Source organism: Massilia sp. CT11-137, from assembly GCF_047302885.1.
Lineage (GTDB): Bacteria > Pseudomonadota > Gammaproteobacteria > Burkholderiales > Burkholderiaceae_D > Telluria > Telluria orientalis.
In genome coordinates this window covers 2,726,813-2,752,325 of sequence record NZ_JBKYMP010000001.1, presented here as the reverse complement: position 1 = coordinate 2,752,325, position 25,513 = coordinate 2,726,813, and the positions used below count along the sequence as shown (strand labels likewise).

Here is a 25,513-nt window from a genome sequence, read left to right as displayed (position 1 = left end):
GTTTCTGATTCTTCCCTTATTTTTCTTCCACTTGGAGGATGGCAAGGAAAGCCTCTTGCGGGATCTCCACCGAGCCCACCTGCTTCATGCGTTTCTTGCCGGCCTTTTGTTTCTCAAGCAGCTTCTTCTTGCGGCTGACGTCGCCGCCGTAGCACTTCGCCAGCACGTTCTTGCGCAGCGCCTTGACGTTTTCGCGCGAGATGATCGTCGCGCCGATCGCGGCCTGGATCGCCACGTCGAACATCTGGCGCGGGATCAGTTCGCGCATCTTCGCGGCCACCTGGCGGCCGCGGTAGGCGGCGTTGGCGCGGTGCACGATGATGGCGAGCGCGTCGACCTTGTCGCCGTTGATCAGCATGTCGACCTTCACGACGTCCGACGCGCGGTATTCCTTGAACTCGTAGTCCATGGACGCATAGCCGCGCGACGTGGATTTCAGGCGGTCGAAGAAGTCCAGCACGATCTCGGCCATCGGGATCTCGTACACCAGTTTCACCTGGCGGCCGTGGTAGCTCATGTCCATCTGCACGCCGCGCTTGCCGGTGCACAGCGTGATGACGGCGCCGACGTATTCCTGCGGCATGTACAGGTTGACGGTGACGATCGGCTCGCGCACTTCGTCGATCTTCGACACTTCCGGCATCTTGGACGGGTTGTCGACCTTGATCATCGAACCGTCGCGCATCACGACTTCGTACACGACGGTCGGAGCCGTCGTAATCAGGTCCTGGTCGAATTCGCGCTCCAGGCGTTCCTGGATGACGTCCATGTGCAGCAGGCCCAGGAAGCCGCAGCGGAAGCCGAAGCCCAGCGCCTGCGACACTTCCGGCTCGTACTGCAGCGCGGCGTCGTTCAGCTTCAGCTTTTCCAGCGAGTCGCGCAGCGCGTCGTACTGGTTCGCTTCCACCGGGAACAAACCGGCGAACACCTGCGGCTGCACCTCCTTGAAGCCGGGCAGCGGCGCCAGGGCCGGGCGCGACGCCAGGGTGACGGTATCGCCCACCTTCGCGGCCTTCAGTTCCTTGATGCCGGCGATGATGAAGCCCACCTGGCCGGCCTTCAGCTCCGGCAACTGCACGGAGCGCGGCGAGAACACCCCGACCTGCTCGACCAGCTGCTGCGAGCCCGTCGCCATCAGGAGAATCTTGTCCTTCGGACGCAACGTGCCGTTCTTCACGCGCACGAGCATCACGACGCCGACATAGCTGTCGTACCACGAGTCGACGATCAGCGCCTGCAGCGGCGCGTCCGGATCGCCTTCCGGCGGCGGCACTTTCGCGATCAGCGTTTCCAGCACGTCTTCCACGCCCAGGCCCGTCTTCGCGGAGCAGGTGGTGGCGTCGGTGGCGTCGAGGCCGATGACGTCCTCGATTTCCTGCTTCGCGCGGTCCGGATCGGCGTGCGGCAGGTCGATCTTGTTCAGGATGGGCACCACTTCCACACCGAGGTCCAGCGCCGTGTAGCAGTTGGCGACGGTCTGCGCCTCCACGCCCTGCGACGCGTCGACGACGAGAAGCGCGCCTTCGCAGGCGGACAGCGAGCGCGACACTTCATAGCTGAAGTCGACGTGGCCCGGGGTGTCGATCAGGTTCAGGTTATAGATCTGGCCATCGCGTGCCTTGTAATGCAGCGCCGCGGTCTGGGCCTTGATGGTGATGCCGCGCTCGCGCTCCAGGTCCATCGAGTCGAGCACCTGCTCGTCCATTTCACGTTCCGACAGGCCGCCGCACAGCTGGATGATGCGGTCCGCCAGCGTCGATTTACCGTGATCGATGTGGGCGATGATGGAAAAGTTACGTATGTTTTTCATTAACAAACTCAAAACCAAAAAGAGCGGCACGCGGCCAGGCCGACAGGCTTGGCTCCTGCCGGCGCAATACGAAAAAAGCGCCGCGTCTGGGGGACGGGAAGTTCCCCGGGCGAGCGCCTTATCGGGCGAATCGCGGCTCATGAAGGCCGCGGCTTGACCCGCAAGCTGCCCATTTTACCGGATTTCGAGGCAGAAAGCCCGGTTTCCGGGGAGGACCACGATTCAAGTTGGCCATTGGCGCGCCGTTAATGGCACATCGGCACCTTACGGCCCTTCTTTTTTGCCACCATGATCTACACGTCCGAACCGCAGCAATGGCGCACGCAGCTTTCCTTGCCCATCGGGCAACGCATCCTGCCCCTGCCCGATGAAGTGCGCGACATCGTGCACCAGGTGAACATGGCGACCGGACTGGACGCCGTGCCCGCCCCGTGCGTGCCGGACGCCGCCCTGCAGGCCGACCTGCGCGCCGCGCTGGCGGGCATGCCGGCCGCCGTGCGCGACCTCGTGGGCCCGCTGCTGCTGGGCGTGTGCACGGGCCGCGGCCTCGGGTCGTCGGGCATCACGGACATCGTCGCGGATGCCGTCGACGGCCGCATCCTCGGCTGCGTCGTGCTGCTCGACATGGATCTGCTCGAAACGCATACGGCCAATTCCTGGGCCACGTGGAAGGAAAACCTGCCGTTCGGCGGCCCCGGCTTTGCGCTCGCCGCGACGATCGCCGCCCCGCACGACGACACCCGCGCGCACGCCCTGCAATTCCTGCTGCTGCACGAATTCGGCCACGTCGTGACGGCGGGCGGATCGTTCCTGCCGCGCTGGTGGGAACCGGTGCCGGCCGCGTTCTTTCCCTTCCTCGACCTGAGCTGGCATGCGAACGCCGCCGGGCGCTTCGTGCCGTGGAGCGGCTCCGATTTCGGCCTGCGCGGCGCCGTCGATTTCTACGGCACGAACAAATTGCACAGCGACACCATCGTGACCGCGTATGCCGGCCTGGAAGGCAGCGATTTTCCCAGCCTGTACGGCGCGACGAATCCGTACGACGATTTCGCGGAATGCTTTGCGAGCTACGTGCACAGCGAACTGCTGGGGCGGCCGTACGAGTTGCGCGTCGATTACGACGGGGTGCCGCAGGCTACGCTCGAGAGTTTCTGGGCGAGTCCGCGCAGCGACGCGAAGCGGGTGTTCATGCGGGAATTACTCGGCGAGACGGCGATCGTCGCCAACGATGAAAAACAGTTTGTCGCTGCATGAAAAGCCGTCGCCCCCGCGAAGGCGGGGGCCCAATCTGGATCTGCCGCAACGCGTAATACTTGGGTCCCCGCCTGCGCGGGGATGACGGCTAATTTGATGCTGCGCTTGTAACCCGATGCAGCATCTTTTCGAACGCCCCGAACACCCGCTCCATCACCGGCCGCTTGTACGGATACCTGCCCGGATCGTCCATCGCGTGCACGACCATCGCGTTGTCCACTTCGAAGATGAGCAACCGGCCATCGCGCGTCTCCGCGCAATCGATGCCCAGCCAAGGCAAGCCGATGCGCGCATCGATCCCGGCCAGCGCCGCCGCGTGACGGCGCGCGAACCCGTCGTCGAACGCAGCCATCCCGGCCGCCTCCTCCGCCCGCTTGGCCGCGCTATCGTCCATGCCCGCGTTCAGGTAATGCACCATCCAGTGCGACGAGATCGCCAGGTGGCAGATGAATGGCTTGCCGTCGATGAGCACGATGCGGTATTTGCGGAACTGGCCGTCCGGACCGGAATAATCGACGAACGGCGCCAGATAGAACTCGCCCGCAGCATGCCCGCCGAGATAGTCGCGCAGCGCGGTGCCGTCGTCCACCTTTTGCAGGTCCGTGCCCGCGTGCGAATCCACTGGCCGCACGATCAGCGGGAACGCACCGTCGGTTAGTTGCATTGCTGCCGCACGATCCAGGCGCACCGTCCGCGGCACCAGTGTCCCGGACACGCCATCGAGCGCCGCGCAGACGCCGTCGCGCGACAGGTGCGCGATCCGCTCCGGCCGGTTGATGACGGGACGCGGCCAGCCGTCGAGCATCCGCGCCACGTCGCGCAGCAGCGCCGCGTTGGCGTCCGATTGCGCGATCGCCACGAACAGCGCGTCGTGGTCGGGCACCTCCTCCGGCAGCGGCAGGTCGGGCGTCACGTATTGCACGGTCGCGGCGATGCTCGAGGTCTGCAGCAGGAATTCGACGGGCGTGTTGGCCATGAAGTCGCCGGGCCCCATCAGCACGAGCAGGTTCAAGGCCGGCGTCCTGGCCGGGGCCGGCAGCGCGTACAGCGACCGGATGGCCAGCGCGTGGTGTTGCACGTCCAGGCCCGCCGCGCGCTGGCCCAGCAATTGCAGGACGAAGCTGGCATCCAGCCACGCGTTCGCATCGTCGGGATGCGCCTGGGCACGCGCCAGCAGGCGTTCGCCGACCGGACGCAGGTCGGCCCGATAAAAGGCGCAGCGCATCAGGGCCGCGGCGCCGATCAGCGGGGCGTAGGGCGTGGCGGCGGCGTCGAGGATGGTGGGCGTGATCATGACAGGCGGCGGCCGGCGCGCAACACGGCTTCGACGAGCGCGTCGATGTCGGCACGGCCCGTGCGGTGGTTGACGATCGCCGCGCGGATCGCGTAGCGGCCTTCGAGCGTCGTCGCGGATGGCGCCACGCGGCCTTCGTCGTACAGTGCGAGCACGATCTCGCGATTGACACGTTCGGGATCCGCGCAGACATAGCGGAAGCAGACGATGTTCAACGCGACGGGCGCCGCCAGTTCCAGTGACGGCTCGGCCGCGACGCGCCCGGCGAGGTAGCGGGCCAGCGCGCACGTGGCCGAGATCGAGCGGCCGATGGCGTCGGCGCCGTAGACCTGGAACGTCAGCCACGTCTTCAGTGCACGGAAGCCGCGCGACAAATCGGGCCCCAGGTCGCACGGCCACGCCGTCCCCGCCGCGAGCCCGGTGCTGGCGCGCTGCAGGTACGCGGCCGGTGCGGCGAAAGCGTCGAGCATGTGCGCGCCGTCGCGCGCGAGAAAATAGCCGGCATCGTACGGCACCTGGCCCCACTTGTGAAAATCGAAGGCGAGCGAGTCCGCGCGCGCGATGCCGTCGAGAAGCGGCGCGACGTCCGGCGCCAGCATCCCCAGCGCCCCGTACGCGCCGTCGACATGCAGCCACATGCCCTGTGCGCGCGCGACATCGGCGAGTGCCGCGAGCGGATCGATGGCGCCCGTGTTCACCGTGCCGGCGCTGGCGACGACGAGGAATGGCCGTAACCCGTTGCGGCGATCCGCAGCGACCTGCGCTTCGAGATCCGGTACGTCCATGCGGCCGGCGGCATCCACGCGCACGGTGCGCAACGCATCGGTGCCGAAGCCGGCCATGTCCATGGCCTTCGCGATGCAGCCGTGCGCTTCGGCCGACGCGTACGCGCGCAGGTCCGCATGCGCCGCGAGCCCGTGCGCGCGCACGTCGCGCCCGAGCGCCCGCGTGCGCGCGACGACGACGCCCATGAAGTTGGCGATCGACGTGCCCGTGACGAACACGCCGCGGGCCGTATCGGGGAAGCCGAACAGCGCCGCCATCCACTGCGACACCTGGCGCTCCACCTCGACGGGCGCCTGGTTGCGGCCGCCGACGTTCGCGTTCAGCGCCCCCGCGATCATCTCGGCGACGATGCCCACGGGCGTGCCGGCGCCATGCACCCAGCCCATGAAGCCGGGATGCGGGTTGCCGACGGTGTAGGGAATGACGTTGTCCTGCAGGCTGCGGTACGCATCCGCCAGCGAGCCCGGCGCGCGCGGCAGCGGGGCACGCAGGCTGGCGCGCGCGGCGTCCGGCATCTGCTGCCAGACGGGCCGCGCGCGAATATCCTCCAGGTGGTCGAACATGTCGTCCAGGATCTGGTGCCCGAGGGCGCGGAGTTGCGTCCAGTCCGCGGGGTCGAGCGTAGCGTCGGGGCCGTCAGCCATATGCATCATTCAGGAATCGATGCAGCCGATTATCGCAGGTCGGCTCGCTTTCGATCCGTGGAACAAGCTGTAAAAGCTGTGACTATTGCCCTTTTGATTACGCGGCCGCCTCTGCCAGGCCGAGGTGACGCCGCAGCGCAGCCTCGTCGAGGAAGTAGTGGAACAGCTCGGTGCCGGCCGGCTCCGCAACGAGCACCGGCACCAGTTCGTCGTAGCGGGCGACGAGGGCCGGGTCGGCGTCGACGTCGACCACGTCCACCGCGTACGCCCGCCCCTGGCGGGCCATGAACGCCTGCAGCGCGGCGAGCATGTCCTCGCACAGGTGGCAGTACGACCTGGAGTACAGCGTAAAACGTGGACTCATTGGCGCGGCCGGATGACGAGGTAGCGCGAGACATTGTCCCTACGCACCAGCAGCGCGACCGGTTTCTTCGCGTCGAGCTTGGCGACGAGCCCGTTGAACTGGGCCGCGCCCGTGATCTCGACATTGTTCATCTGCAGGATCACGTCGCCCTGGCGGATGCCGGCCGACGCCGCGCGCCCTTCGGAGAACTCGACCAGCACACCCGCTTCCGTCTTGAGCTCGCGCTTCTGGGCGGCCGTGAGATCCGACACGTGCAGGCCCAGCGCGTTCGGCGCCTGGTCCGGCGCCGGCTTCTTGGGCGTCGCCTTGGCCGTCGGCGATTTTTCTTCCTGCAGTTCGACGATGGTCACCGGCAGGTCGATCTGGCTGCCGCGGCGCCACACGGTGACGGTGGCGCGGCTGCCGACGGCGCTGCCGCCCACGAGGCGCGGCAGGTCGGAGCTGCGTTCGATGTCCTTGCCGTTGAATTTCAGGATGATGTCGCCGACTTTCAGGCCGGCCTTGTCCGCCGGCCCGCCCGGCTCGACCATCGCGACCTCGGCGCCGCGCGCGCGCCCCAGCCCGAGCGATTCCGCGACGTCCGTCGTGACCTCGCTGATCTGCACGCCGAGGCGCCCGCGCGTCACCTTGCCCGTCTTGCGAATCTGCTCGGAGACGCGCATCACCTCGTCGATCGGCACGGCGAACGAGATGCCGTTATAGGCGCCGGACAGCGTGGCGATCTGCGAGTTGATGCCGATGACCTCGCCGCGCATGTTGATCAGCGGGCCGCCCGAGTTGCCGGGGTTGACGGCCACGTCGCTCTGGATCAGCGGCAGGTATTCGCCGGTGTCGCGCGCCTTGGCCGAGATGATGCCGGCGGTCACCGTGTTCTCCAGGTTGAACGGCGAACCGATGGCGATCACCCACTCGCCCACGCGGATCTTGCTGGAATCGCCGATGCGCACGTTCGGCAGGTTGCGCGCGTCCACCTTCAGCAGGGCCACGTCGCTGCGGGCATCCGAGCCCAGCACCTTGGCCTTGAATTCGCGGCGGTCGGTCAGGGTCACGACGACCTCGTCCGCGCCTTCCACGACGTGCGCATTGGTCAGCACATACCCGTCGTCCGAAATGATGAAGCCGGAGCCGACGCCCCGCTGCACGCGTTCTTCCTGCGGCTGTTCCGCGGGCCCGCCGCGGCGACCGCGCGGCACCATCTGGCCGCCGAAGAAGCGGCGCAGGAATTCCTGCATCTCTTCGTCCGGGCCGCCCTGGTCGAGACGGACGCGTTCGGTGGTGCGGATGTTGACGACGGCCGGGCCGACCTTGTCGACGAGGTCGGCAAAATCGGGCAGGCCGGTGACGGTCGGGGCGGCAACGGGAGCGGCCGCATGGGCCGCCGGGACGGACATCAGACTCGCGCCCGCAAAGACGAGGGCGGACAGGATCGCGCTTCCAGTTTTGCTTGTCATAGGTTCGGTAAGGTCTGGGCTTGGATGGTTCGTATGGTAAGACAAAAGTGCATTGTTGTCGCGTTGGCACCGCCGTGGCGAACGGACCGCGCGGCTGGCGCAGGCATCAGGCGGTGCGGCGTGACGAGCCGGGCGGCTCAGGTGGGGTCGGCGGCGACGGTCGCCTGGCCGGCGGCGTCGGCGACGACGGCCGCGCGCTTGCCCGGCAGCGGTTCGGCCTCGAGGCGGGCGGCCATGCGTTCCGCGAAACCGGGCGACAGGTCGGTCGCGGGATCCGCGCGCAGGACGTCGCCGATCTGGTGGAAGAGCGCCCAGGCCTGCCGGCCCTCCGGCGTGTCGAGGGCGGCGAGCGCCAGTTCCCGGTCGACGTCCGGGATCTCGCCATCGCTCAGCGCCGAGATGAGTTCACGGTTTTTCTTGTTCGTGTCCATAGCCATCACGCCGGTACGTAAAACTTTGTCTTCATATCGCTACCTACCGACGTTTGTCCGCCGAGATATCCAGCAAGGGCCGCAATTTCTCGGCGATGACTTCGCGCGCCCGGAAAATCCGGCTCCGCACCGTCCCGATTGGACACGCCATCACTTCGGAGATTTCCTCGTAGCTTAAACCTTCTATTTCGCGCAGGACGATCGCGGTCCTCAATTCCAGCGGCAAGGCTTCCATGGCCGCATTCACGGTATAGGCGATCTGCTTGCTGGCCAACATTGACTCCGGTGTATTAATGTCTCGCAAGCTATCTGCGTCGTCAAATCCTTCCGCACGTTCGGCATCGGCTTCCGTCGAGGTCGGCGCGCGCCTGCCTTGCGTTACCAGGAAATTCTTTGCCGTATTAATTCCTATTCGATATAGCCATGTATAAAACGCGGAATCGCCGCGGAAATGGCGCAGTGCACGGAATGCCTTGATAAAGGTTTCCTGCACCACGTCTTCCGCCTCGGCCGGATCGTGCACGAGGCGCGACACGAGCCGCATCAGGCGACGCTGGTATTTCGCCACCAGCAGGTCGAACGCTCCGCGATCGCCCGCCTGGACGCGCTCAACCAGCAGTTGATCACATTCGCGTTCGGTCGTCACTGCAATGCCCCGTTGGCTGCGGCGGCGTCCCTGTTAGACGGAAACGGTGTGCACGTTTCCTTAAGAGTTGGTCCGCTGCAATGAGTTCGTCGTGTCTTCGCATCCTTCGTCTGCATGTCCGCGCCGGCCGACCACTGCCAGCGCGACGGCCAGCGCGCGCCACACCGCGGCGTCGACGCTGTCGCGCCACACGTACAGGACGCGTGGTCCCGTGCCCGGCGCGGCGTACCGCAACACCATCAGCATCGGCCAGACGACCGATCCGGGCAGCAGGACCGCATTGCCCTCCGGCGGCAGGCCCACGTCCTGTTGTACCGTTACGCGCAAGTCGCCGGTTCCAGAAATATCAATCCGGTGCGTCTTTGAAGGAAGGGCCGCCGCGCCCAGCACGGCGCTGCCGGCGGCCGCCAGCGCCGCCGCGACGAGAGGCGCGAGGCGGACCTGCCCGGGCGCCGCCAGCCCGATGGCCAGCGCAGACGCGAGAAGGGCCAGGCCGCAGCCACCCCATACGAACCGCTGGATGCGCGACGGCCTGACGAGCACGGACACCGCGATCGACATGGGTGTTTCCAATTAGAATTTGAGGAGGCCAGAAATGACAAACGCCCATTCCTTGGACAGGAATGGGCGTCCGAAAGTTCGGCTATTGCGCGATCGTTAGATCTTGGCGAAGACCAGCGTACCGTTGGTACCGCCGAAACCGAAGGAGTTTTTCACCGCGTAATCGATCTTCATGTCCCGTGCCGTGTTGGCGCAGAAGTCCAGGTCGCATTCCGGATCCTGGTTGAAGATGTTGATCGTCGGCGGCGAGACCTGGTTGTGAATCGCGAGCACGGTGAACACCGACTCCAGGCCGCCCGCGCCACCCAGCAGGTGGCCCGTCATCGACTTGGTGGAGTTGACGACCAGCTTGTTCGCATGGTCGCCGAAGGTGCGCTTGATGCCCTTCACTTCCGCCACGTCGCCCACGGGGGTCGACGTGCCGTGCGCGTTCACGTACTGCACCTGGTCCGGGTTGATGCCCGCGTACTGCATCGCGGCGACCATGCAGCGCGATGCGCCGCTGCCATCCTCGAGCGGTGCCGTGATGTGGTTCGCGTCCGCGCTCATGCCGAAGCCGACGACTTCCGCATAGATCTTCGCGCCGCGCGCCTTGGCGTGTTCATACTCTTCGAGCACCATCACGCCCGCGCCCTCGCCCAGCACGAAGCCGTCGCGGTCGCGGTCCCACGGGCGCGAGGCCGTGGCCGGATCATCATTGCGCGACGACAGCGCGCGTGCCGAGGCGAAACCGCCCAGGCCCAGCGGCGACACGGTCGATTCCGCACCGCCGGCGATCATCACGTCGGCGTCGCCGTACTCGATCAGGCGGGCTGCCTGGCCGATGCAGTGCAGTCCGGTCGTGCAGGCGGTCACGATGGCGAGATTCGGACCACGCAGGCCGAACTTGATCGACAGGTCGCCCGAGATCATGTTGATGATCGACGCCGGGACGAAGAACGGCGAGATGCGGCGCGGGCCGCGGCTGTCGTACTCCGCCTTCGTGTCTTCGATCATCGGCAGACCGCCGATGCCGGAACCCACGAGCACGCCGATACGATCGCGATTGTCGTCGGTGACGACAATGCCCGAATCCTGTAACGCCTGGATGCCGGCGGCCATGCCGAAATGGATGAACGTATCCATGTGACGGCCTTCCTTGCCCGGCAGGTAATCCTCGACGTTAAAGTTCTTCACCTCGCCCGCGAAGCGGGTCGAGAATGGCGTTGCGTCGAACTTGGTGATGTTGGCAATACCCGACTTGCCCGCCAGTGCTGCCTCCCACGCGTCGGCAATGGTGTTGCCGATCGGAGAGATGCAACCCAGGCCGGTCACTACGACACGACGGTTGCGTGAACTCAAGCGCTTCTCCTGAAATCCTGAAAGCTTAGGCCTTGACGTGAGCCTGTGCGTACTCGATAGCCTGGCGAACGGTCGTGATCTTCTCGGCCTGCTCGTCCGGGATTTCCATTTCGAATTCGTCTTCCAGGGCCATCACCAGTTCCACGGTGTCCAGCGAGTCAGCGCCGAGGTCGTCAACGAACGAGGAATCGATTTTGATGTCTGCTTCGGCAACGCCCAGTTGCTCAGCGACGATTTTTTTAACGCGTTGTTCGATATCCGACATGTTATGGCTCCATTAGGTATGTGTTGCGGAAAGTGCGCGCATTTTATCAGGGTTTGCGCGTTGAAAAACTATTTTCAGCGTCTGACGCTAAAACGGTCGAAACTACTGCGAACTGCCGAGATCTCTAATTAAAGGATGCCCATCAGTTCATGTACATGCCGCCGTTCACGTGCAGTTCCGTGCCCGTGATGTAGGCGGCCTGCGGCCCCGCCAGGAAGGCGACCGCGTACGCGATATCTTCCGGCGCGCCCAGGCGGCCCAGCGGGATCTGCGTCAGCAGCGCTTCGTGCTGGCCGTCGCCCAATGCCTTGGTCATGTCGGTGTCGATGAAGCCCGGCGCCACGCAGTTGACGGTGATGTTGCGGCTGCCGATCTCGCGCGCCAGCGCGCGGGTCATGCCGGCCACGCCGGCCTTCGCCGCCGCGTAATTCATCTGGCCCGGGTTGCCGGCCGCGCCCACGACGGACGTGATGTTGATGATACGCCCCTGCTTTGCCTTCATCATCCCGCGCAGCACGGCGCGCGACAGGCGGCCGACGGCCGTCAGGTTGGTGGCGATCACGTTGTCCCACTCTTCGTCCTTCATGCGCATCGCCAGTTGATCCTGGGTGATGCCGGCATTGTTGACGAGGATGCCGACCGGGCCGACGTTCTTCGTGATGTCGTCGATGACGGCGGCGCACTGGGCGGCGTCGGTGACGTTCAGCACGACGCCCTTGCCGCCGAACTCGGCGAGGTAGGCGCCGATGGCTTCCGCGCCCGCTTCGGTGGTGGCGGTGCCGACGACCTTGGCGCCCTGGCGGGCCAGTTCGAGTGCGATGGCCTTGCCGATGCCGCGCGAGGCGCCGGTGACGAGGGCGACTTGGTTTTGCAGGTTCATTGAGTCCTCTTTTTCTCTAACGGGGGGATGCGGCGGCACTCAGCCCTGGACGGCGGCGAGCACACGCTCCAGCGATGCCTGGTCGACGAGGGCTTCGCCCACCAGCACCGGATCGATCCGCTTGGCCATGCCGATCAGGGTCTTGCTCGGCGCGCATTCGATGACTTGCGTCACGCCGTCGGCCGCCATCTTCTGCATGGTCTCGACCCAGCGCACGGGACCGGCCGCCTGGCGCACCAGCGCGTCCTTGATCGCGGCGGGATCGTTCAGGATAGCCACGTCGACGTTGTTGATCAAGTCGATCTGCGGGGCGGCAAAGTTCAGGGTGGCCATGTAGTCGCGCAGGCGGTCCGACGCCGGCTTCAGCAGCGAAGAGTGGAACGGCGCCGACACGGCCAGCTTCATGGCGCGCTTGGCGCCCTTGGCCTTGGCGATGTCGCACGCGCGCTCGACGGCGGCCGTGTGGCCCGCGATCACGATCTGCGTCGGCTCGTTGAAGTTCACGGCTTCCACCACTTCACCCTGCCCAGCCTCCGCGCACACGGCACGCACGTCGTCGGCCGACAGGCCGAGGATCACGGCCATGCCACCCTGCCCGACCGGGACCGCATCCTGCATGGCTTGCGCACGGAAGCGCACGAGCGGCACGGCATCCTTGAAGTCGATCACGCCGGCGGCGACGAGTGCCGAGTATTCGCCGAGGCTGTGGCCGGCGACGACGGCCGGCCTGGGGCCGCCCGCGGCGATCCACGCACGATAGACGGCGACGGCGGCCGTCAGCATCACGGGCTGCGTGTTGGTGGTCAGGTCCAGGTCTTCCTTCGGACCTTCGGCGATCAGCTTGCCGAGGTCCTGGCCCAGCGCTTCCGACGCCTCGGCGACGGTCTGTGCGACGATCGGGTTCCCGGCGAAGCCGTTCAGCATGCCGACGGCTTGCGCGCCCTGGCCGGTAAACAGAAATGCGAATTTGCTCATCGATTCCTCTTAGCGTGTTTTTGTCTTGTTATTACATGCGCGCCAGCACGGCACCCCAGGTAAAGCCGCCACCGACGCCTTCCATCATGACGTTGTGGCCCGGCTTGATGCGGCCGTCGCGCACCGCGACATCGAGGGCCAGCGGGATCGACGCGGCCGACGTGTTGCCGTGTTCGTTGACGGTCACGACCATCTTGTCGGTCGGGAGCCCGAGTTTCTTCGCGGTGCCCGCCATGATGCGCAGGTTGGCCTGGTGCGGGATCAGCCAGTCGATGTCGCCCGCCGGCATCTGCGCATGCGCCAGCGCTTCGTTGGCGACCTTTTCCAGCACGGAGACGGCCAGCTTGAAGACGGCCGGGCCATCCATGTACAGGAATTTCTGGTTCGCGGCCTGGTTCGACGGGTTCGCGGGGCCGCACAGGATGTGGCCATGGCTGCCGTCGGCATGCAGCTTGACGGCCAGCAGGCCCGGCTCCCCGGACGCGGCCAGCACGACGGCGCCGGCGCCGTCGCCGAACAGCACGCAGGTGCTGCGGTCATCGAAGTCGAGGATGCGCGAGAACACTTCCGTGCCGATCACGAGCACGTTCTTCGCGTTGCCGGCCTTGATGAAGGCATCGGCCGTCGCCATCGCGTAGACGAAGCCCGAGCACACGGCGCCCATGTCGAACGCGGCACTGTTGTTGCGCATGCCCAGCTTGTTCTGGACGATGCACGCCGTGCTCGGGAAGCTGCCGAAATAATCCGGCGTCGACGTGGCGACGATGATCAGGTCGATCTGCTCCGCTTCGAGGCCGGACGCTTCGAGCGCCTTGCGTGCCGCGTTGACGGCCAGGTCCGACGCGTTTTCGTCGGGCGCGGCGTAGTGGCGGGCGGAGATGCCGCTGCGGGACACGATCCACTCGTCCGAGGTTTCGATCCCCTTGGTGGCGAGCTGCGCCGCGAGGTCGTCGTTGGTGACACGCTGCGCGGGCAGGTAGCTGCCGGTACCGATGATTTTGCTGTAAGTCATTGCTAACCCTGCTGAATAGTTGAGCCTGGCGCTTCCGGATTGGGAGCTTGCGGCAACATTTCGGCGATCAAGGTCGAGAGTTGCGCTTGCACATTATATTTCGCCGCGTCAAAAGCGCGTCGAAGTGCCCACTCGTAGGCGTAGGCATTGGCGCCGCCATGGCTCTTGAAGACCAGGCCTTTCAGGCCCAGCAGGCCGGCACCGTTATAACTTTCGGGGTTCAGCTTCTTGAGCGATTTGCGCGCGAACAGGGCGCCGATCTTCGACATGGTCGTTTCGAGGAACACCGATTTGACGAAACGCGACAGGCCCTCGATCGCCTTCAGGGTCACGTTGCCGACGAACCCGTCGCACACGACGACGTCGACGGTGCCCTTGAAGATATCGTTACCTTCCACGTTGCCATGGAAATTCAGCACGCCGCGTTCATGGTCGGCCCGCAGCAGGGGTGCGGTGGCCTTGACCACTTCATTGCCCTTGATCTCTTCCGTGCCGACGTTCAGCAAGCCGATGCTCGGGCGGCGGTGTTCCATCGCTTCGAACAGCACGGCGCCCATGATGGCGAACTGGTGCAGGTGATGGGGCTCGCAATCGACGTTGGCGCCCAGGTCGAGCATGTACGTCGGACCGCCCTTCTGGTTCGGCAGGATCGAGCAGATGGCCGGACGGTCGACGTCGGCCATGGTCTTCAGGACATAACGCGAGATGGCCATCAGCGCGCCCGTATTGCCGGCGGAGACGCAGACGTCGGCGCTGCCGTCCTTGACGAGCTCGATCGCCACGCGCATCGACGAGTCTTTCTTGCGGCGCAGGGCGACTTCGACGGGATCGTCCATCGCGACCACTTCGGAGGCGTGGCGGACGGTCAGGCGGGGGTTGTCGCCCGCATGATGTTTCTTGAGTTCAGCGCGGACCAGCTCTTCCTGACCGACGAGGATCAGCTCGGCGTCGGGTTCGCGCTTGAGGAATGCGAGGGCTGCCGGGATGGTCACGGCGGGGCCGTGGTCGCCGCCCATGCAGTCGATGGAAATTTTGATTGTCATTTGTCGGAATGAACCGCGGGCTCAAGGTCGGCCGGCGGCGGCGTGGTCTCGGCGGGGTACACTGCGAGCCGAGTCAGCGGGATGGTAAATGACGGAGTTACCGCAAAAGAAAAAGCGGCGCCACGCATTCGACATACGTTGCACCGCTTTCATGGAACAAAACAGCAAGACGTCGATTACTCGTCGTTCTTGGTCTTGAGCACTTTACGGCCACGGTAGAAACCGTTCGGGCTGATGTGGTGACGCAGGTGCGTTTCGCCGGTGGTCGGCTCGACTGCCAGGTTCGGGGCGGTCAGGAAATCGTGCGAACGGTGCATGCCGCGCTTCGACGGGGACTTCTTATTCTGTTGAACTGCCATGATGACTCCTAAACTTAAGTTCTAAAATTCTAACACATTCGACTTGCAAGTACATGCGCATCGAGTATCCCAGCAGCAATAACGTTGGGGCTGCCATTGCCGACATGTTTAACGCTGCCTTACAACGATGACTCAATACTCGAGCTGCACGCGTTTGACACGTTTTGACGCTGCGAATGCTACCTGTACGTAACACCCACGGCAATTCTTTTATTCAGATTTGAGGCCTTTAAGTGCCGCGAACGGCGATACCTTCTCGGACTTGATCGCGTCCAGCAGCCTGGTATCGGGGCACACCTCGTGTTTCGGTGCCTGCGGCAGGGCCAGCAGGGCTTCATCTTCCAGCAGATCGCGGATGTCGCAGGTATGGCTGCCGACGATCACGTCGATACTTTCATCGTCGAGGATTTCCTCGATCTCGTCCGCTTCCTGGTCGTCCTTGCCCAGCACCAGCACGGTCGACGAATCGAGCTCGTAGCCGAACGGGGTCAGGCAGCGCTGGCAGACCAGTTGCACGGTACCGGAGACGGACAACGTCAGCATCGGATACCCTTGCCGGGTCTGGCCGCCGTCGATGGACCATGCGATCTCGCCGGACTTGTCGGCGCAATCGGCCGCCAGGCGGTTCATTTCCGCCACCGGCGTGACGCCTTCACGATGGCCGTTGTTCCGACAAAATTCAAAGGCGTCGATGACAAAAGCGCTCATTTGGAAAAACATCCCCGGAAAACCTGCGATAATAGCAGGCTTCTGCCCGCGCAGTCAAAGACTTCCTCACAAAGCACTATCTTCCTGTTTTATTTACGAAAATCGATGCCAAGCTCCACCCTTCCGCGCCTCATCCTGGCCTCCGGCTCCGCCTACCGGCGCGAGCTGCTGGGTCGCCTGCACCTGCCGTTCGAAACGATCTCGCCCGACATCGACGAGACCCCGCATCCGAATGAAACGCCGGAAGCGACGGCGCTGCGGCTGGCGCGCGAGAAAGCCGCCGCCGTCGCCCTTAGGCACCCCGGTGCCCTGGTGATCGGCTCGGACCAGGTGGCCACGCTGGACGGCATCCAGATCGGCAAGCCGGGCGACCACGCGCGCGCCCTCGCCCAATTGCAGATGATGCGCGGCCGCCGCGTCATATTCCATACGGCCCTGTGCCTGTGGGACGGGAGAACCGGGACGGCGCAGGTCGAGAATGTCCAGGTGTTCGTGACGTTCCGCGACCTCCCCGATGCCGAGCTGGACGCCTACCTGCACATCGAGCAGCCTTACGACTGCGCCGGCAGCGCCAAGAACGAAGGACTCGGCATCGCCCTGCTCGAACGCATCGACAGCAGCGACCCGACCGCCCTCACCGGCCTGCCCCTGATCGCCCTGACCGGCATGCTGCGCCGCGCCGGCATGCCATTTTTTAATCGCCAACAATAACAACCATGCCCGGTACGCTCTACCTGATCCCGAACACCCTCGGCCCCACCGAGGCCGCACCGCACGCGCTGTCCCACATCCTGCCCGAGCAGGTGCAGGACATCGCCAGCAAGCTCGAGTACTTTGTCGCCGAGAACGCCAAGACGGCGCGCGCCTTCCTGAAACTGGTCGGCATCGACCACCCCCTCGCACGCCCGCTGCAAGAGATCCAGATCGCGGAACTCAATGTGAACACGCCGCAGCAGGCGCTGGCCGCGCTGCTCGCGCCCCTGCTGGAGGGACGCGATGCGGGGCTCGTGTCGGAAGCGGGCGTGCCGGCCGTCGCGGACCCGGGTGCCGACCTCGTCCGGCTGGCGCACCAGCACGGCGTGCCCGTGCGTCCGCTCGTGGGGCCGTCGTCGCTGCTGCTGGCCGTGATGGCGAGCGGCCTGAACGGCCAGAGCTTCGCATTCAACGGCTATCTGCCGACGGACGCCGGCCAGCGCACCAAGCGCATCCAGCAACTGGAGCAGCGCTCGCGCAGCGAAAAACAGACGCAGCTGCTGATCGAGACGCCATATCGCAACGGCGCGATGCTGGAAGCCCTCGTCGCCAGCTGCCAGCCGGGCACGCTGGTGTGCGTGGCGACCGATCTGTCGCTGGCGACGGAAACCGTGCGGACGCAGACGGCCGCGAAATGGAAGGCGCAATTGGCTGCCGGCAAGGCGCCGGATTTCCACAAGAAGCCGACCGTCTTCCTGTTCCTCGTGCATTCGTAGAGGTCAGTGCACTTCGACGCCGAGTTCGCGCACCCAGCCGAACGCGGCCAGTTCGATGTCGCGCACCTGTTTCACCGACAGCCCGAGCCGGTCCAGCGCGGCCGCCAGGTTGAGGCCCGGATCCGCATGCTCCAGCGCTTCCGCCACGCTCAGCATGGTACCGTAGTCGCCGTCGCGCTCCATCAGTGCGGCGCGGACCTCGCGCGACAGGTCGACCTTGTCGAGGATCTCGCGCATCGGCACTTCGAACAGCGCATCCATCAACGACATGATGCCGACCGTAAAGGCAGTATTCGCGCCGGCCACGTCGCCCGGACGCAGGGTCAGCGTCATCAGCTCGAGCAGGCGGCCGCGCGTCGTCGCCATCTGCAGCAACGGCGAATTCAGTTCGACGTGCCCCTCCGGACCGCTGTACAACAGGATCTGCACCCAGCGCTGCAACTGGCTGCGGCCGAGCTGGACGAGCGCCTGCGAAATCGACTCGACGTGCGGCGCGCCGGTGCCGGCCAGGTGGCCGTTCACGAGGCGCAGCAGGTTTAGGCTCAGCAACGGGTCGCGCTTGACGGCCGCCTCGATCGCGTCGTTGTCGGCTTGCGAATGAATGAGGTCGAACAGGCGCAGCAGCCCCAGCTCGGACGGCGTGATCTTCTTGCCGGACAGGATCGCAGGACGCGCAAAATAATAGCCCTGGAAGTATTCGAAGCCGAGTTCCAGGCATAACTCGAATTCCTCGATCGTCTCGACCTTTTCCGCCAGCAGCTTCTGATGCGGTCCGCGCAGGGTGCGGACGAGTTCGGCGAGCTCGCCGCGCCCGACGCCCTGCAAGTCGATCTTGATGATGTCCACGAGGCTCATCAGCTTGCTTACCTGCTCAGAATGGCCTATAACATCGTCGAGTGCGAACTTGAAGCCGAGCTCTTTCAACTCCCGCACACGGGCCAGCAAGGCCGTGGTGGGGCGGACGGTTTCCAGAATTTCCAGAATGACCTTATCGGGAGGCAGGAATCGGACGAAATCGCTCATCAGCACCACCTCGTCGACATTGACGAAGGCAACCTGCTCGCCCACCACCTGCTTCATCCCCAGCTGCGACGCATGGGAGATCACGGCGGCGGTGGCGGCGGCATAATCGGTCAGCTGCGCGTCCTCATGCTCCGGCGCGGCGCGAAACAGCAACTCGAACGCAACCAGTTTCTGGTCGCGCCCGAGGATGGGCTGGCGCGCCAAAAAGAATTCGTCGGACGGCGTGGACGTGGCTGCCGTTGCTACCGCTTGCATGTAAAAACTCCTGAAACGACGGCACGCACCATGCGTGCCGGACCCGGTCTGGCCGGAACACCGGTCCGACTATACTACAGACGGGAAGTCTTTACATTTCGACATCGTATCAAAACGTTTCAGACATAGATGTGCCTGCCAGAAACGATCGATGCGAAAAGGATCAGGAACGGCCCGAGCCGTTACGCTTGGCGGGGCCGCGCGGAGCCGGTTTGGCTTCCGTGCGCGGGGTGCGCGGAGCCGGTTTGGCTTCCGTGCGCGGGGTGCGCGCACGTCCTTCGGTGCCCTCGCCTTCCTTGCGCGCACGTGGATCGTCGCCGAACGGCTGGCCCGGCAGGCGCAGGCTGCCGCCGCCGGACAGCGGGCTCGCGCGGCGCGCATTGCCCACCGGCTTGCGGGGACCGCCCAGGGCCGGCACCGTGCCGGTGACCTGCGTCCCTTTTTCGATACGGAACGTTGCACCGGCATCCTGGCCCAGCACCTGCACGAGATACGGCATCGTCTCGCGCAACGTCGCCTCCAGCGTGTACGGCGGATTCAGGATGAACATGCCGCTGCTGTGCAGGCCGTTGCCGTCCGCGCGCGGACCCGCGACGCTCAACGTCACGTGCAGCCATTCCTTGGCCGGCAGGCGCTTCAGGCGATCGGCGAACTGGCGCGATTCCATGCGCTGCAACACCGGATACCAGACCGCATACATGCCCGCCGGGAAGCGCTTGAGCGCTTCGTCCAGCGCGTCGCGCACGTGCTTGTAGTCGAGCTTGACTTCGTACGGCGGATCGATGAGCACCAGCGCCCGCCGCGACGGCGGCGGCAGCAGCGCTTTCAGGCCATGGAAACCGTCCGCGTGCTCGACGAGGATGCGGCGGCCGCGCGCACGTTCGCCCTGCTCCGCGTGATGCGCCTCCAGCTTCCGGACGTTCTCCGCCAGCACCCTGATGTCGGCCGGATGCAGTTCGAACAGACGGAGGCGATCCTCCAGGCGCGCCTCGGCATCCGCGACCCACGGCGAACCGGGATACCAGCGCAGCTTGCCGCTCGGGTTCAACTTGCCTACGAGGTCCACGTACTCGGCCAGCGCCGGCGGCAGGTCGTCGCGCCCCCACAGGCGCCCGATGCCGTCGATGTATTCGCCGCTCCTGACCGCCTGCGCACTGTCGAGCGCGTACACGCCGGCACCGGCATGGGTGTCGATATAGGTGTAGGCCGTGTCTTTCTGGTTCATGTATTTGTGCAACTGAACCTGAATAAAGTGCTTCAGGACATCGGCGTGGTTACCCGCGTGGAAGGCGTGGCGGTAGCTGAACATAGAGATTCCAATCTGGTTGATGCGGCGCCCGCCATGCGATCGCGCGCGGGCCGACCGCCATTATCCCTCAGATACGCTTTCGGCCCAACAAACACCGGGGTCAGATCCCTTTTTTAGGAAATTGCCCAAAACCGGGCTCTGACCCCGGTTCTGGGAAATAAAAATGCCGCAGCGGCTTGTGGCCACTGCGGCAGACCATCGCGAGGATGGGTGGAGGATCGTTTCAGCTCAGGCGACTTTCTTCTCGTCGAAGAATTGTTCGTCCTCGGTCGAGCCGTGCAGCGCCGTCGTCGAGCTCTGGTGCTGCTGGATGGTCTGGGTCACCGCGTCGAAGTAGCCAGTGCCCACTTCGCGCTGGTGCTTGACGGCCGTGAAGCCCTTGTCGGCGGCGGAGAATTCCGCTTCCTGCAACTCGACGAAGGCGGACATGCCGCGGCGCGCATAGCCGTGCGCCAGGTTGAACATGCTGTAGTTCAGCGCATGGAAGCCGGCCAGCGTGATGAACTGGAATTTGTAGCCCATCGCGCCCAGCTCTTTCTGGAACTTGGCGATCGTCGCGTCGTCCAGGTTCTTCTTCCAGTTGAACGACGGCGAGCAGTTATACGCGAGCATCTTGCCCGGGAATTTCGCATGGATGGCGTCGGCGAAGCGTTTGGCGAATTCCAGGTCCGGCTTCCCGGTCTCGCACCACACGAGGTCGGCGTACGGCGCATACGCGAGGCCGCGCGCGATCGCCTGGTCGACGCCCGGCTTCACGCGGAAGAAGCCCTCCACCGTGCGCTCGCCCGTGCAGAACGGCTTGTCGTTCGCGTCGACGTCGGCCGTCAGCAGGTCGGCCGCTTCGGCGTCCGTGCGGGCGACGAGGATCGTCGGCGTGCCCATCACGTCGGCCGCCAGGCGGGCCGCCGTCAGCTTTTCCACGGCTTCGCGCGTCGGCACGAGCACCTTGCCGCCCATGTGGCCGCATTTCTTGACGGAGGCCAGCTGGTCTTCGAAGTGCACGCCGGCCGCGCCCGCTTCGATCATGGATTTCATCAGCTCGAAAGCATTCAGCACGCCGCCGAAGCCCGCTTCCGCATCGGCCACGATCGGGGCGAAGTAATCGACGTCGTCCTTGCCTTCCGACCACTGGATCTGGTCCGCGCGCTGGAACGTGTTGTTGATGCGCTTGACGACCATCGGCACCGAATTGGCCGGGTACAACGACTGGTCCGGATACATCTCGCCGGCGAGGTTGGCGTCGCCCGCGACCTGCCAGCCCGACAGGTAGATGGCTTTCAGCCCGGCCTTGACCTGTTGCATGGCCTGGTTGCCCGTCAGCGCGCCCAGGGCGTTCACGTACGGCTCGTTGTTGATCAGGTTCCACAGCTTCTCGGCGCCGCGCCGCGCCAACGTATGTTCGATCTGCACGGAGCCTCGCAGCCGTACGACATCTTCCGCCGTGTAATTGCGGACGATACCTTTCCAGCGCGGGTTGGACTCCCAATCCTGTTGCAGGGCGGCGATTTGCTGTTCACGAGTTGCCATGGCGTTCTCCTGATTGAAAAGACGGTGTTGGACAGTGATTCCGTTAGAAACATGATAGCGCCGATTGTGCGCAGCACCAATACTCTTATATAAGACATATGACGATTTTTATTTCCTTGAAAATCATATGCTTACATTTATTATTTCATGATACGAGAACAAATTTCTCACAATGGAAACTGCCGGGCAGGCGCTTCTTGTGCGCTTTTCACATGTACGAACAAGTTTTCATAATGTGAAATACAGTAAATTGTTTCCACAAAGTATTCCGTAAATACTGCCGCAAATCTGACAATTTTCCTGATTAAACACCACAACCCTCATCAGAAATGCTCACAAATTGACGATTTGCATCAAATCGGGGGAGAATAATTTCCGAACGTCCGCAGGCACGCAGACCAACACGACGGCCGACACGACAACGCCGACCGGCACGTCCGACATCGCCTTCCCATCCGGCACGCCGGCCGACTTGCCGCCGCAGGAAGACCTGCCGTCGACGCTGCCCATCGAAGGCCCCGAGGTCGTGCAAACGCAGGCCGGCAACCCCGCCGCCACGGCGAACGTCCCGGAGCCGGAGAGCATCGCCCTGCTGCTGGGCGGCCTGGGCCTGATGGGTCTCGTGCTGCGCCGCCGCCCGCGCTGAACGTAGTCCTTCCTCCCGAACGCCCCGCCCGGTCCAGCGCCCGGCGGGGCGTTGTTGTTACAAACGATGAGTTAGTCGGCTAACAGAGCCATATCGGTCCCCCTTCTACCCTTGCGGCACGGATCTGATCCGTATGTGCCCGTCGGTCTCGCAGGACGCGAGCCGCCGGGTCCTTGCATTTTGTGGAGAAAGAGAGAACATGACATCACGCATCCGCACTATCCTGCTGGCGGCGCTGCTGGGCGCGGGCACGCTCGCGTCGGCGCAGGCCGGCACGATCGAATTCCAAGGCGTCGACTTTACGTCGTCCTGGTCCGGCAACGTGCTGACCCTCGAGGTCGACGCCGCCAACCCGACCGGCAGCTGGGCCGGTGCCTCGTCGCTCGGCGCCCTGCAGCTGAAGGACCTCGGCAGCTTCGACAGCGTGGCGCTCACAGCCGCGCCGGGCGGCGTGTCGAACTGGACCCTGTCCAGCAACGAGCTGAACGCGAACGGCTGCACGGGCGGCGGCCATGCCGGCACGTCGCTGTGCTATACCGGCGCGCATGTCGCCCTGACGGACGACATGGTGTTCCAGTTCACCTTCTCTGGCGGCAATGTCGACGCGGCGTCGCCCCAGCTCAAGGTGACCATGTTCGGCGCGGACGGCGATAAAAAGGTCGGCAGCCTGATGGGCGAACATCTCGTGGTCTCCGCCGTGCCGGAACCGCAGACGTACGCGCTGATGCTCGGCGGCCTGGGCCTGCTCGGATTCATGGCGCGCCGCAAGCGCGCGTAAAAAACGCCCTGCCGGCGCTGGCCGGCAGGGCGTTTCCATAGCCACGAACAGATTACTTCGCCAGCTCGACGGCCGGTTCCTCGCCGAACACCAGCTGGCCGCCGCGCACGCCGACGCGGATCGTATCCTTCGGTCCGAAGCGGCCCGCCAGGATTTCCTTCGACAGCGGATTCTCGATCTGCTGCTGGATCGCGCGCTTGAGCGGACGCGCGCCATACACCGGATCGAAGCCCGCTTCCGCGATCTTCTGCAAAGCCTCCTCGCTGATGTCGAGCGCCATTTCCATCTTCTCGAGGCGCTGTTCCAGGTTCTTCAACTGGATCTTCGCGATCGCGCCGATGTTCTTCTCGTCGAGCGCATGGAACACGACGATCTCGTCGATCCGGTTGATGAACTCGGGGCGGAAGTGGCCGCGCACCTCGGCCATCACCGCCAGCTTCACGACGGCCGGATCGTCGGAATCCATCGACTGGATCTTGTGCGAACCCAGGTTCGACGTCATCACGATCACGGTGTTCTTGAAGTCCACCGTGCGGCCCTGGCCGTCCGTCATGCGGCCGTCGTCGAGCACCTGCAGCAGGACGTTGAACACGTCCGGATGCGCCTTCTCGATCTCGTCCAGCAGGATCACGCTGTACGGCTTGCGGCGCACGGCTTCCGTCAGGTAGCCGCCCTCCTCGTAGCCGACATAGCCCGGCGGCGCGCCGATCAGGCGGGCCACGGAATGCTTCTCCATGAACTCGCTCATGTCGATACGGATCAAGGCGTCTTCCGTATCGAACAGGAAGTTCGCCAGCGCCTTGCACAATTCCGTTTTGCCGACGCCCGTCGGACCGAGGAACATGAACGAGCCGTACGGCCGGTTCGGATCCGCGAGACCCGCACGGGAGCGGCGGATCGCATCGGACACGGCCTCGATCGCCTCGTCCTGGCCCACGACGCGCTCATGCAGCTTCTCTTCGATGTGCAACAGCTTGTCGCGCTCGCCCTGCATCATGCGGGCGACGGGGATGCCGGTCGCGCGCGACACGACTTCCGCGATTTCCTCGGCACCGACCTGCGTGCGCAGCAGGCGCGGCCGCGTGTTCGCTTCCTTGTCGGCGCCGTCCGGTTGATGGCTGGCGGCTTCCGCATCCTTCAACTGTTTCTCGAGCTCCGGCAGGCGGCCGTACTGCAGCTCCGACACCTTCTGCCAATTGCTCTGGCGCTTCGCTTCATCCATCTGCAGTCGGATGCGCTCGATCTCTTCCTTGATGTGCGTCGTACCCTGCACGGCAGCCTTCTCGGACGTGAGGATTTCCTCGTAGTCGGCGTACTCGCGCTCCAGCCGGACGATCTCTTCGTTGATCAATTCCAGGCGGCGCTGCGAGGCCTCGTCCGTTTCCTTCTTGACGGCTTCGCGCTCGATCTTCAGCTGGATCAGGCGACGGTCGAGCTTGTCCATCACTTCCGGCTTCGAGTCGATCTCGATCTTGATCTTCGAGGCGGCCTCGTCGATCAAGTCGATGGCCTTGTCCGGCAGGAAGCGGTCGGTGATGTAGCGGTGCGACAGCTCGGCAGCGGCGATGATCGCCGGGTCCGTGATCTCCACCTTGTGGTGCAGTTCGTACTTTTCCTGCAGGCCGCGCAGGATGGCGATGGTCGCTTCCACGCTTGGCTCGTCGACGATGATCTTCTGGAAGCGGCGCTCCAGCGCGGCATCCTTCTCGACGTACTTGCGGTACTCGTCCAGCGTGGTCGCGCCGATGCAGTGCAGCTCGCCGCGCGCCAGCGCCGGCTTCAGCATATTGCCCGCGTCCATCGCGCCTTCGGCCTTGCCGGCGCCGACCATCGTGTGGATCTCGTCGATGAAGACGATCGTCATGCCCTCGTCCTGCGCGAGTTCCTTCAGCACGGCTTTCAGGCGTTCCTCGAATTCGCCGCGGAACTTGGCGCCCGCGAGCAGCGCGGCCATGTCGAGCGACAGCACGCGCTTGCCCTTCAGCGAATCGGGCACTTCGCCGTTGACGATGCGCTGCGCCAGACCTTCCACGATCGCGGTCTTGCCGACGCCGGGTTCGCCGATCAGCACCGGGTTGTTCTTGGTACGGCGCTGCAGCACCTGGATGGCACGGCGGATCTCGTCGTCGCGGCCAATCACCGGGTCGAGCTTGCCGTTGCGGGCCCGCTCCGTCAGGTCGAGCGTGTATTTCTTGAGCGCTTCGCGCTGGCCTTCCGCGTCCTGGGAATTGACGGATTCGCCGCCGCGCACGGCCTGGATCGCGGATTCGAGCGCCTTGCGGGCAAGGCCGTTTTCGCGGGCGAGGCGGCCGGCTTCGGACTTGTCGTCCGTAAAGGCGAGCAGCACCATCTCGCTCGACAGGAACTGGTCGCCGCGTTTCTGCGATTCGCGGTCGGCCAGGTTCAGCAGCGAGACGAGCTCGCGGCCGACCTGCACGTCGCCGCCCGTGCCGTGCACTTTCGGCAGGCGGTCGAACGCGGAGCGCAGCGCCGTCTGCAGGCTGCCGACGTTGACGCCGGCCCGCTGCAGCAGCGAGCGCGCGCCGCCGTCGCTCTGGCCCAGCAGCGCGGCGAGCAGGTGGACGGGTTCGATGTACTGGTTGTCGTTGCCGACCGCCAGGCTCTGCGCGTCGGCGAGCGCTTCCTGGAGCTTGGTCGTCAATTTGTCTTGTCGCATGTTTT

At 64.8% G+C, this 25,513-nt stretch carries 25 protein-coding genes; 5 read left to right on the top strand and 20 right to left on the bottom strand.

Going from position 1 to position 25,513, the window contains the following annotated elements:
• Window positions 1-16: 16 nt before the first annotated feature.
• On the bottom strand, window positions 17-1,810 hold the full coding sequence (lepA, locus tag ACEN98_RS12515) for a translation elongation factor 4 (RefSeq protein ID WP_413384743.1): 1,794 nt from the start codon (window positions 1,808-1,810) through the stop codon (window positions 17-19).
• A gap of 288 nt (window positions 1,811-2,098) precedes the next feature.
• Here lepA and ACEN98_RS12510 point away from each other — a divergent pair, with 288 nt between their 5' ends.
• Window positions 2,099-3,064, top strand: coding sequence for a hypothetical protein (locus ACEN98_RS12510; RefSeq protein ID WP_413384740.1), 966 nt, complete (start codon window positions 2,099-2,101; stop codon window positions 3,062-3,064).
• A gap of 88 nt (window positions 3,065-3,152) precedes the next feature.
• Here ACEN98_RS12510 and ACEN98_RS12505 read toward each other — a convergent pair whose 3' ends face one another.
• From ACEN98_RS12505 to ACEN98_RS12435, 15 genes are all read right to left on the bottom strand, one after another.
• Window positions 3,153-4,358 (bottom strand): ATP-grasp domain-containing protein, encoded by a 1,206-nt coding sequence (locus ACEN98_RS12505; RefSeq protein ID WP_413384738.1) that lies wholly within the window; start codon window positions 4,356-4,358, stop codon window positions 3,153-3,155.
• Window positions 4,355-5,797: a pyridoxal phosphate-dependent decarboxylase family protein gene (locus ACEN98_RS12500; RefSeq protein WP_413384735.1), complete on the bottom strand. Its 1,443-nt coding sequence runs from the start codon at window positions 5,795-5,797 to the stop codon at window positions 4,355-4,357. The genes ACEN98_RS12505 and ACEN98_RS12500 overlap by 4 nt, the downstream gene beginning before the upstream one ends.
• Window positions 5,798-5,885: 88 nt before the next feature.
• Complete coding sequence (locus tag ACEN98_RS12495; RefSeq protein ID WP_413384733.1) at window positions 5,886-6,152, bottom strand: glutaredoxin family protein; 267 nt, start codon at window positions 6,150-6,152, stop codon at window positions 5,886-5,888.
• Complete coding sequence (locus tag ACEN98_RS12490; RefSeq protein WP_413384731.1) at window positions 6,149-7,603, bottom strand: DegQ family serine endoprotease; 1,455 nt, start codon at window positions 7,601-7,603, stop codon at window positions 6,149-6,151. Before ACEN98_RS12490 ends, ACEN98_RS12495 begins: the two co-directional genes overlap by 4 nt.
• Window positions 7,604-7,740: 137 nt before the next feature.
• On the bottom strand, window positions 7,741-8,040 hold the full coding sequence (locus tag ACEN98_RS12485) for a sigma-E factor negative regulatory protein (protein ID WP_413385981.1): 300 nt from the start codon (window positions 8,038-8,040) through the stop codon (window positions 7,741-7,743).
• 37 nt (window positions 8,041-8,077) lie between these two features.
• Window positions 8,078-8,680: an RNA polymerase sigma factor RpoE gene (gene rpoE / locus ACEN98_RS12480; protein ID WP_413346238.1), complete on the bottom strand. Its 603-nt coding sequence runs from the start codon at window positions 8,678-8,680 to the stop codon at window positions 8,078-8,080.
• Window positions 8,681-8,740: 60 nt separating this feature from the next.
• Entirely contained in the window at window positions 8,741-9,241 is a 501-nt protein-coding gene (locus tag ACEN98_RS12475) for a hypothetical protein (protein WP_413384729.1), read from the bottom strand.
• 96 nt (window positions 9,242-9,337) lie between these two features.
• Complete coding sequence (gene fabF / locus ACEN98_RS12470; protein WP_056137292.1) at window positions 9,338-10,582, bottom strand: beta-ketoacyl-ACP synthase II; 1,245 nt, start codon at window positions 10,580-10,582, stop codon at window positions 9,338-9,340.
• A gap of 25 nt (window positions 10,583-10,607) precedes the next feature.
• Window positions 10,608-10,847 (bottom strand): acyl carrier protein, encoded by a 240-nt coding sequence (gene acpP, locus ACEN98_RS12465; protein ID WP_036168404.1) that lies wholly within the window; start codon window positions 10,845-10,847, stop codon window positions 10,608-10,610.
• 142 nt (window positions 10,848-10,989) lie between these two features.
• Entirely contained in the window at window positions 10,990-11,727 is a 738-nt protein-coding gene (gene fabG / locus ACEN98_RS12460; protein ID WP_413384726.1) for a 3-oxoacyl-ACP reductase FabG, read from the bottom strand.
• Window positions 11,728-11,766: 39 nt separating this feature from the next.
• Window positions 11,767-12,702: an ACP S-malonyltransferase gene (gene fabD / locus ACEN98_RS12455; RefSeq protein WP_413384724.1), complete on the bottom strand. Its 936-nt coding sequence runs from the start codon at window positions 12,700-12,702 to the stop codon at window positions 11,767-11,769.
• Window positions 12,703-12,733: 31 nt separating this feature from the next.
• Window positions 12,734-13,714, bottom strand: a complete 981-nt coding sequence (locus ACEN98_RS12450) for a beta-ketoacyl-ACP synthase III (protein WP_413384722.1) — start codon at window positions 13,712-13,714, stop codon at window positions 12,734-12,736.
• A 2-nt stretch (window positions 13,715-13,716) separates the two neighbouring features.
• A complete protein-coding gene (gene plsX, locus ACEN98_RS12445; RefSeq protein ID WP_413384720.1) occupies window positions 13,717-14,757 on the bottom strand; it encodes a phosphate acyltransferase PlsX in 1,041 nt (346 codons plus the stop codon).
• 176 nt (window positions 14,758-14,933) lie between these two features.
• Window positions 14,934-15,116, bottom strand: a complete 183-nt coding sequence (rpmF, locus tag ACEN98_RS12440; RefSeq protein WP_005666806.1) for a 50S ribosomal protein L32 — start codon at window positions 15,114-15,116, stop codon at window positions 14,934-14,936.
• A 210-nt stretch (window positions 15,117-15,326) separates the two neighbouring features.
• Window positions 15,327-15,824: a YceD family protein gene (locus tag ACEN98_RS12435; RefSeq protein WP_413384718.1), complete on the bottom strand. Its 498-nt coding sequence runs from the start codon at window positions 15,822-15,824 to the stop codon at window positions 15,327-15,329.
• A 105-nt stretch (window positions 15,825-15,929) separates the two neighbouring features.
• Between ACEN98_RS12435 and ACEN98_RS12430 the strand changes: the two genes are divergently transcribed.
• A complete protein-coding gene (locus ACEN98_RS12430; RefSeq protein ID WP_413384716.1) occupies window positions 15,930-16,535 on the top strand; it encodes a Maf-like protein in 606 nt (201 codons plus the stop codon).
• Window positions 16,536-16,540: 5 nt separating this feature from the next.
• Window positions 16,541-17,293, top strand: coding sequence for an SAM-dependent methyltransferase (locus tag ACEN98_RS12425; RefSeq protein WP_413384714.1), 753 nt, complete (start codon window positions 16,541-16,543; stop codon window positions 17,291-17,293).
• Between the two features lie 3 nt (window positions 17,294-17,296).
• Here ACEN98_RS12425 and ACEN98_RS12420 read toward each other — a convergent pair whose 3' ends face one another.
• The 3 genes from ACEN98_RS12420 to aceA form a co-directional block, all read right to left on the bottom strand.
• On the bottom strand, window positions 17,297-18,571 hold the full coding sequence (locus ACEN98_RS12420; RefSeq protein WP_413384712.1) for an EAL and HDOD domain-containing protein: 1,275 nt from the start codon (window positions 18,569-18,571) through the stop codon (window positions 17,297-17,299).
• 163 nt (window positions 18,572-18,734) lie between these two features.
• A complete protein-coding gene (locus tag ACEN98_RS12415) occupies window positions 18,735-19,796 on the bottom strand; it encodes a 23S rRNA (adenine(2030)-N(6))-methyltransferase RlmJ (protein WP_413384710.1) in 1,062 nt (353 codons plus the stop codon).
• Window positions 19,797-20,108: 312 nt separating this feature from the next.
• The gene (gene aceA / locus ACEN98_RS12410) at window positions 20,109-21,407 is read right to left on the bottom strand and encodes an isocitrate lyase (RefSeq protein ID WP_413341090.1); all 1,299 of its coding nucleotides are present in this window, start codon (window positions 21,405-21,407) and stop codon (window positions 20,109-20,111) included.
• 340 nt (window positions 21,408-21,747) lie between these two features.
• Between aceA and ACEN98_RS12405 the strand changes: the two genes are divergently transcribed.
• Window positions 21,748-22,053 carry a PEP-CTERM sorting domain-containing protein gene (locus ACEN98_RS12405; protein WP_413384708.1) on the top strand — a complete coding sequence of 102 codons (306 nt, stop codon included), beginning with the start codon at window positions 21,748-21,750 and terminating at the stop codon, window positions 22,051-22,053.
• Between the two features lie 199 nt (window positions 22,054-22,252).
• Window positions 22,253-22,831: an FxDxF family PEP-CTERM protein gene (locus tag ACEN98_RS12400; protein WP_413384706.1), complete on the top strand. Its 579-nt coding sequence runs from the start codon at window positions 22,253-22,255 to the stop codon at window positions 22,829-22,831.
• A 52-nt stretch (window positions 22,832-22,883) separates the two neighbouring features.
• Here the strand turns inward: ACEN98_RS12400 and clpB are convergent, their stop codons facing one another.
• On the bottom strand, window positions 22,884-25,508 hold the full coding sequence (gene clpB, locus ACEN98_RS12395; protein WP_413384704.1) for an ATP-dependent chaperone ClpB: 2,625 nt from the start codon (window positions 25,506-25,508) through the stop codon (window positions 22,884-22,886).
• Window positions 25,509-25,513 lie beyond the last annotated feature (5 nt).

What these genes read in the sequence shown, in the direction of transcription:
- lepA (WP_413384743.1), bottom strand. Translation starts at nt 1,810, where the DNA reads ATGAAAAACATACGTAACTTTTCCATCATCGCCCACATCGATCACGGT.
- ACEN98_RS12510 (WP_413384740.1), top strand. Translation starts at nt 2,099, where the DNA reads ATGATCTACACGTCCGAACCGCAGCAATGGCGCACGCAGCTTTCCTTG.
- ACEN98_RS12505 (WP_413384738.1), bottom strand. Translation starts at nt 4,358, where the DNA reads ATGATCACGCCCACCATCCTCGACGCCGCCGCCACGCCCTACGCCCCG.
- ACEN98_RS12500 (WP_413384735.1), bottom strand. Translation starts at nt 5,797, where the DNA reads ATGATGCATATGGCTGACGGCCCCGACGCTACGCTCGACCCCGCGGAC.
- ACEN98_RS12495 (WP_413384733.1), bottom strand. Translation starts at nt 6,152, where the DNA reads ATGAGTCCACGTTTTACGCTGTACTCCAGGTCGTACTGCCACCTGTGC.
- ACEN98_RS12490 (WP_413384731.1), bottom strand. Translation starts at nt 7,603, where the DNA reads ATGACAAGCAAAACTGGAAGCGCGATCCTGTCCGCCCTCGTCTTTGCG.
- ACEN98_RS12485 (WP_413385981.1), bottom strand. Translation starts at nt 8,040, where the DNA reads ATGGCTATGGACACGAACAAGAAAAACCGTGAACTCATCTCGGCGCTG.
- ACEN98_RS12475 (WP_413384729.1), bottom strand. Translation starts at nt 9,241, where the DNA reads ATGTCGATCGCGGTGTCCGTGCTCGTCAGGCCGTCGCGCATCCAGCGG.
- acpP (WP_036168404.1), bottom strand. Translation starts at nt 10,847, where the DNA reads ATGTCGGATATCGAACAACGCGTTAAAAAAATCGTCGCTGAGCAACTG.
- fabG (WP_413384726.1), bottom strand. Translation starts at nt 11,727, where the DNA reads ATGAACCTGCAAAACCAAGTCGCCCTCGTCACCGGCGCCTCGCGCGGC.
- fabD (WP_413384724.1), bottom strand. Translation starts at nt 12,702, where the DNA reads ATGAGCAAATTCGCATTTCTGTTTACCGGCCAGGGCGCGCAAGCCGTC.
- ACEN98_RS12450 (WP_413384722.1), bottom strand. Translation starts at nt 13,714, where the DNA reads ATGACTTACAGCAAAATCATCGGTACCGGCAGCTACCTGCCCGCGCAG.
- plsX (WP_413384720.1), bottom strand. Translation starts at nt 14,757, where the DNA reads ATGACAATCAAAATTTCCATCGACTGCATGGGCGGCGACCACGGCCCC.
- rpmF (WP_005666806.1), bottom strand. Translation starts at nt 15,116, where the DNA reads ATGGCAGTTCAACAGAATAAGAAGTCCCCGTCGAAGCGCGGCATGCAC.
- ACEN98_RS12435 (WP_413384718.1), bottom strand. Translation starts at nt 15,824, where the DNA reads ATGAGCGCTTTTGTCATCGACGCCTTTGAATTTTGTCGGAACAACGGC.
- ACEN98_RS12430 (WP_413384716.1), top strand. Translation starts at nt 15,930, where the DNA reads ATGCCAAGCTCCACCCTTCCGCGCCTCATCCTGGCCTCCGGCTCCGCC.
- ACEN98_RS12425 (WP_413384714.1), top strand. Translation starts at nt 16,541, where the DNA reads ATGCCCGGTACGCTCTACCTGATCCCGAACACCCTCGGCCCCACCGAG.
- ACEN98_RS12420 (WP_413384712.1), bottom strand. Translation starts at nt 18,571, where the DNA reads ATGCAAGCGGTAGCAACGGCAGCCACGTCCACGCCGTCCGACGAATTC.
- ACEN98_RS12415 (WP_413384710.1), bottom strand. Translation starts at nt 19,796, where the DNA reads ATGAACCAGAAAGACACGGCCTACACCTATATCGACACCCATGCCGGT.
- aceA (WP_413341090.1), bottom strand. Translation starts at nt 21,407, where the DNA reads ATGGCAACTCGTGAACAGCAAATCGCCGCCCTGCAACAGGATTGGGAG.
- ACEN98_RS12400 (WP_413384706.1), top strand. Translation starts at nt 22,253, where the DNA reads ATGACATCACGCATCCGCACTATCCTGCTGGCGGCGCTGCTGGGCGCG.
- clpB (WP_413384704.1), bottom strand. Translation starts at nt 25,508, where the DNA reads ATGCGACAAGACAAATTGACGACCAAGCTCCAGGAAGCGCTCGCCGAC.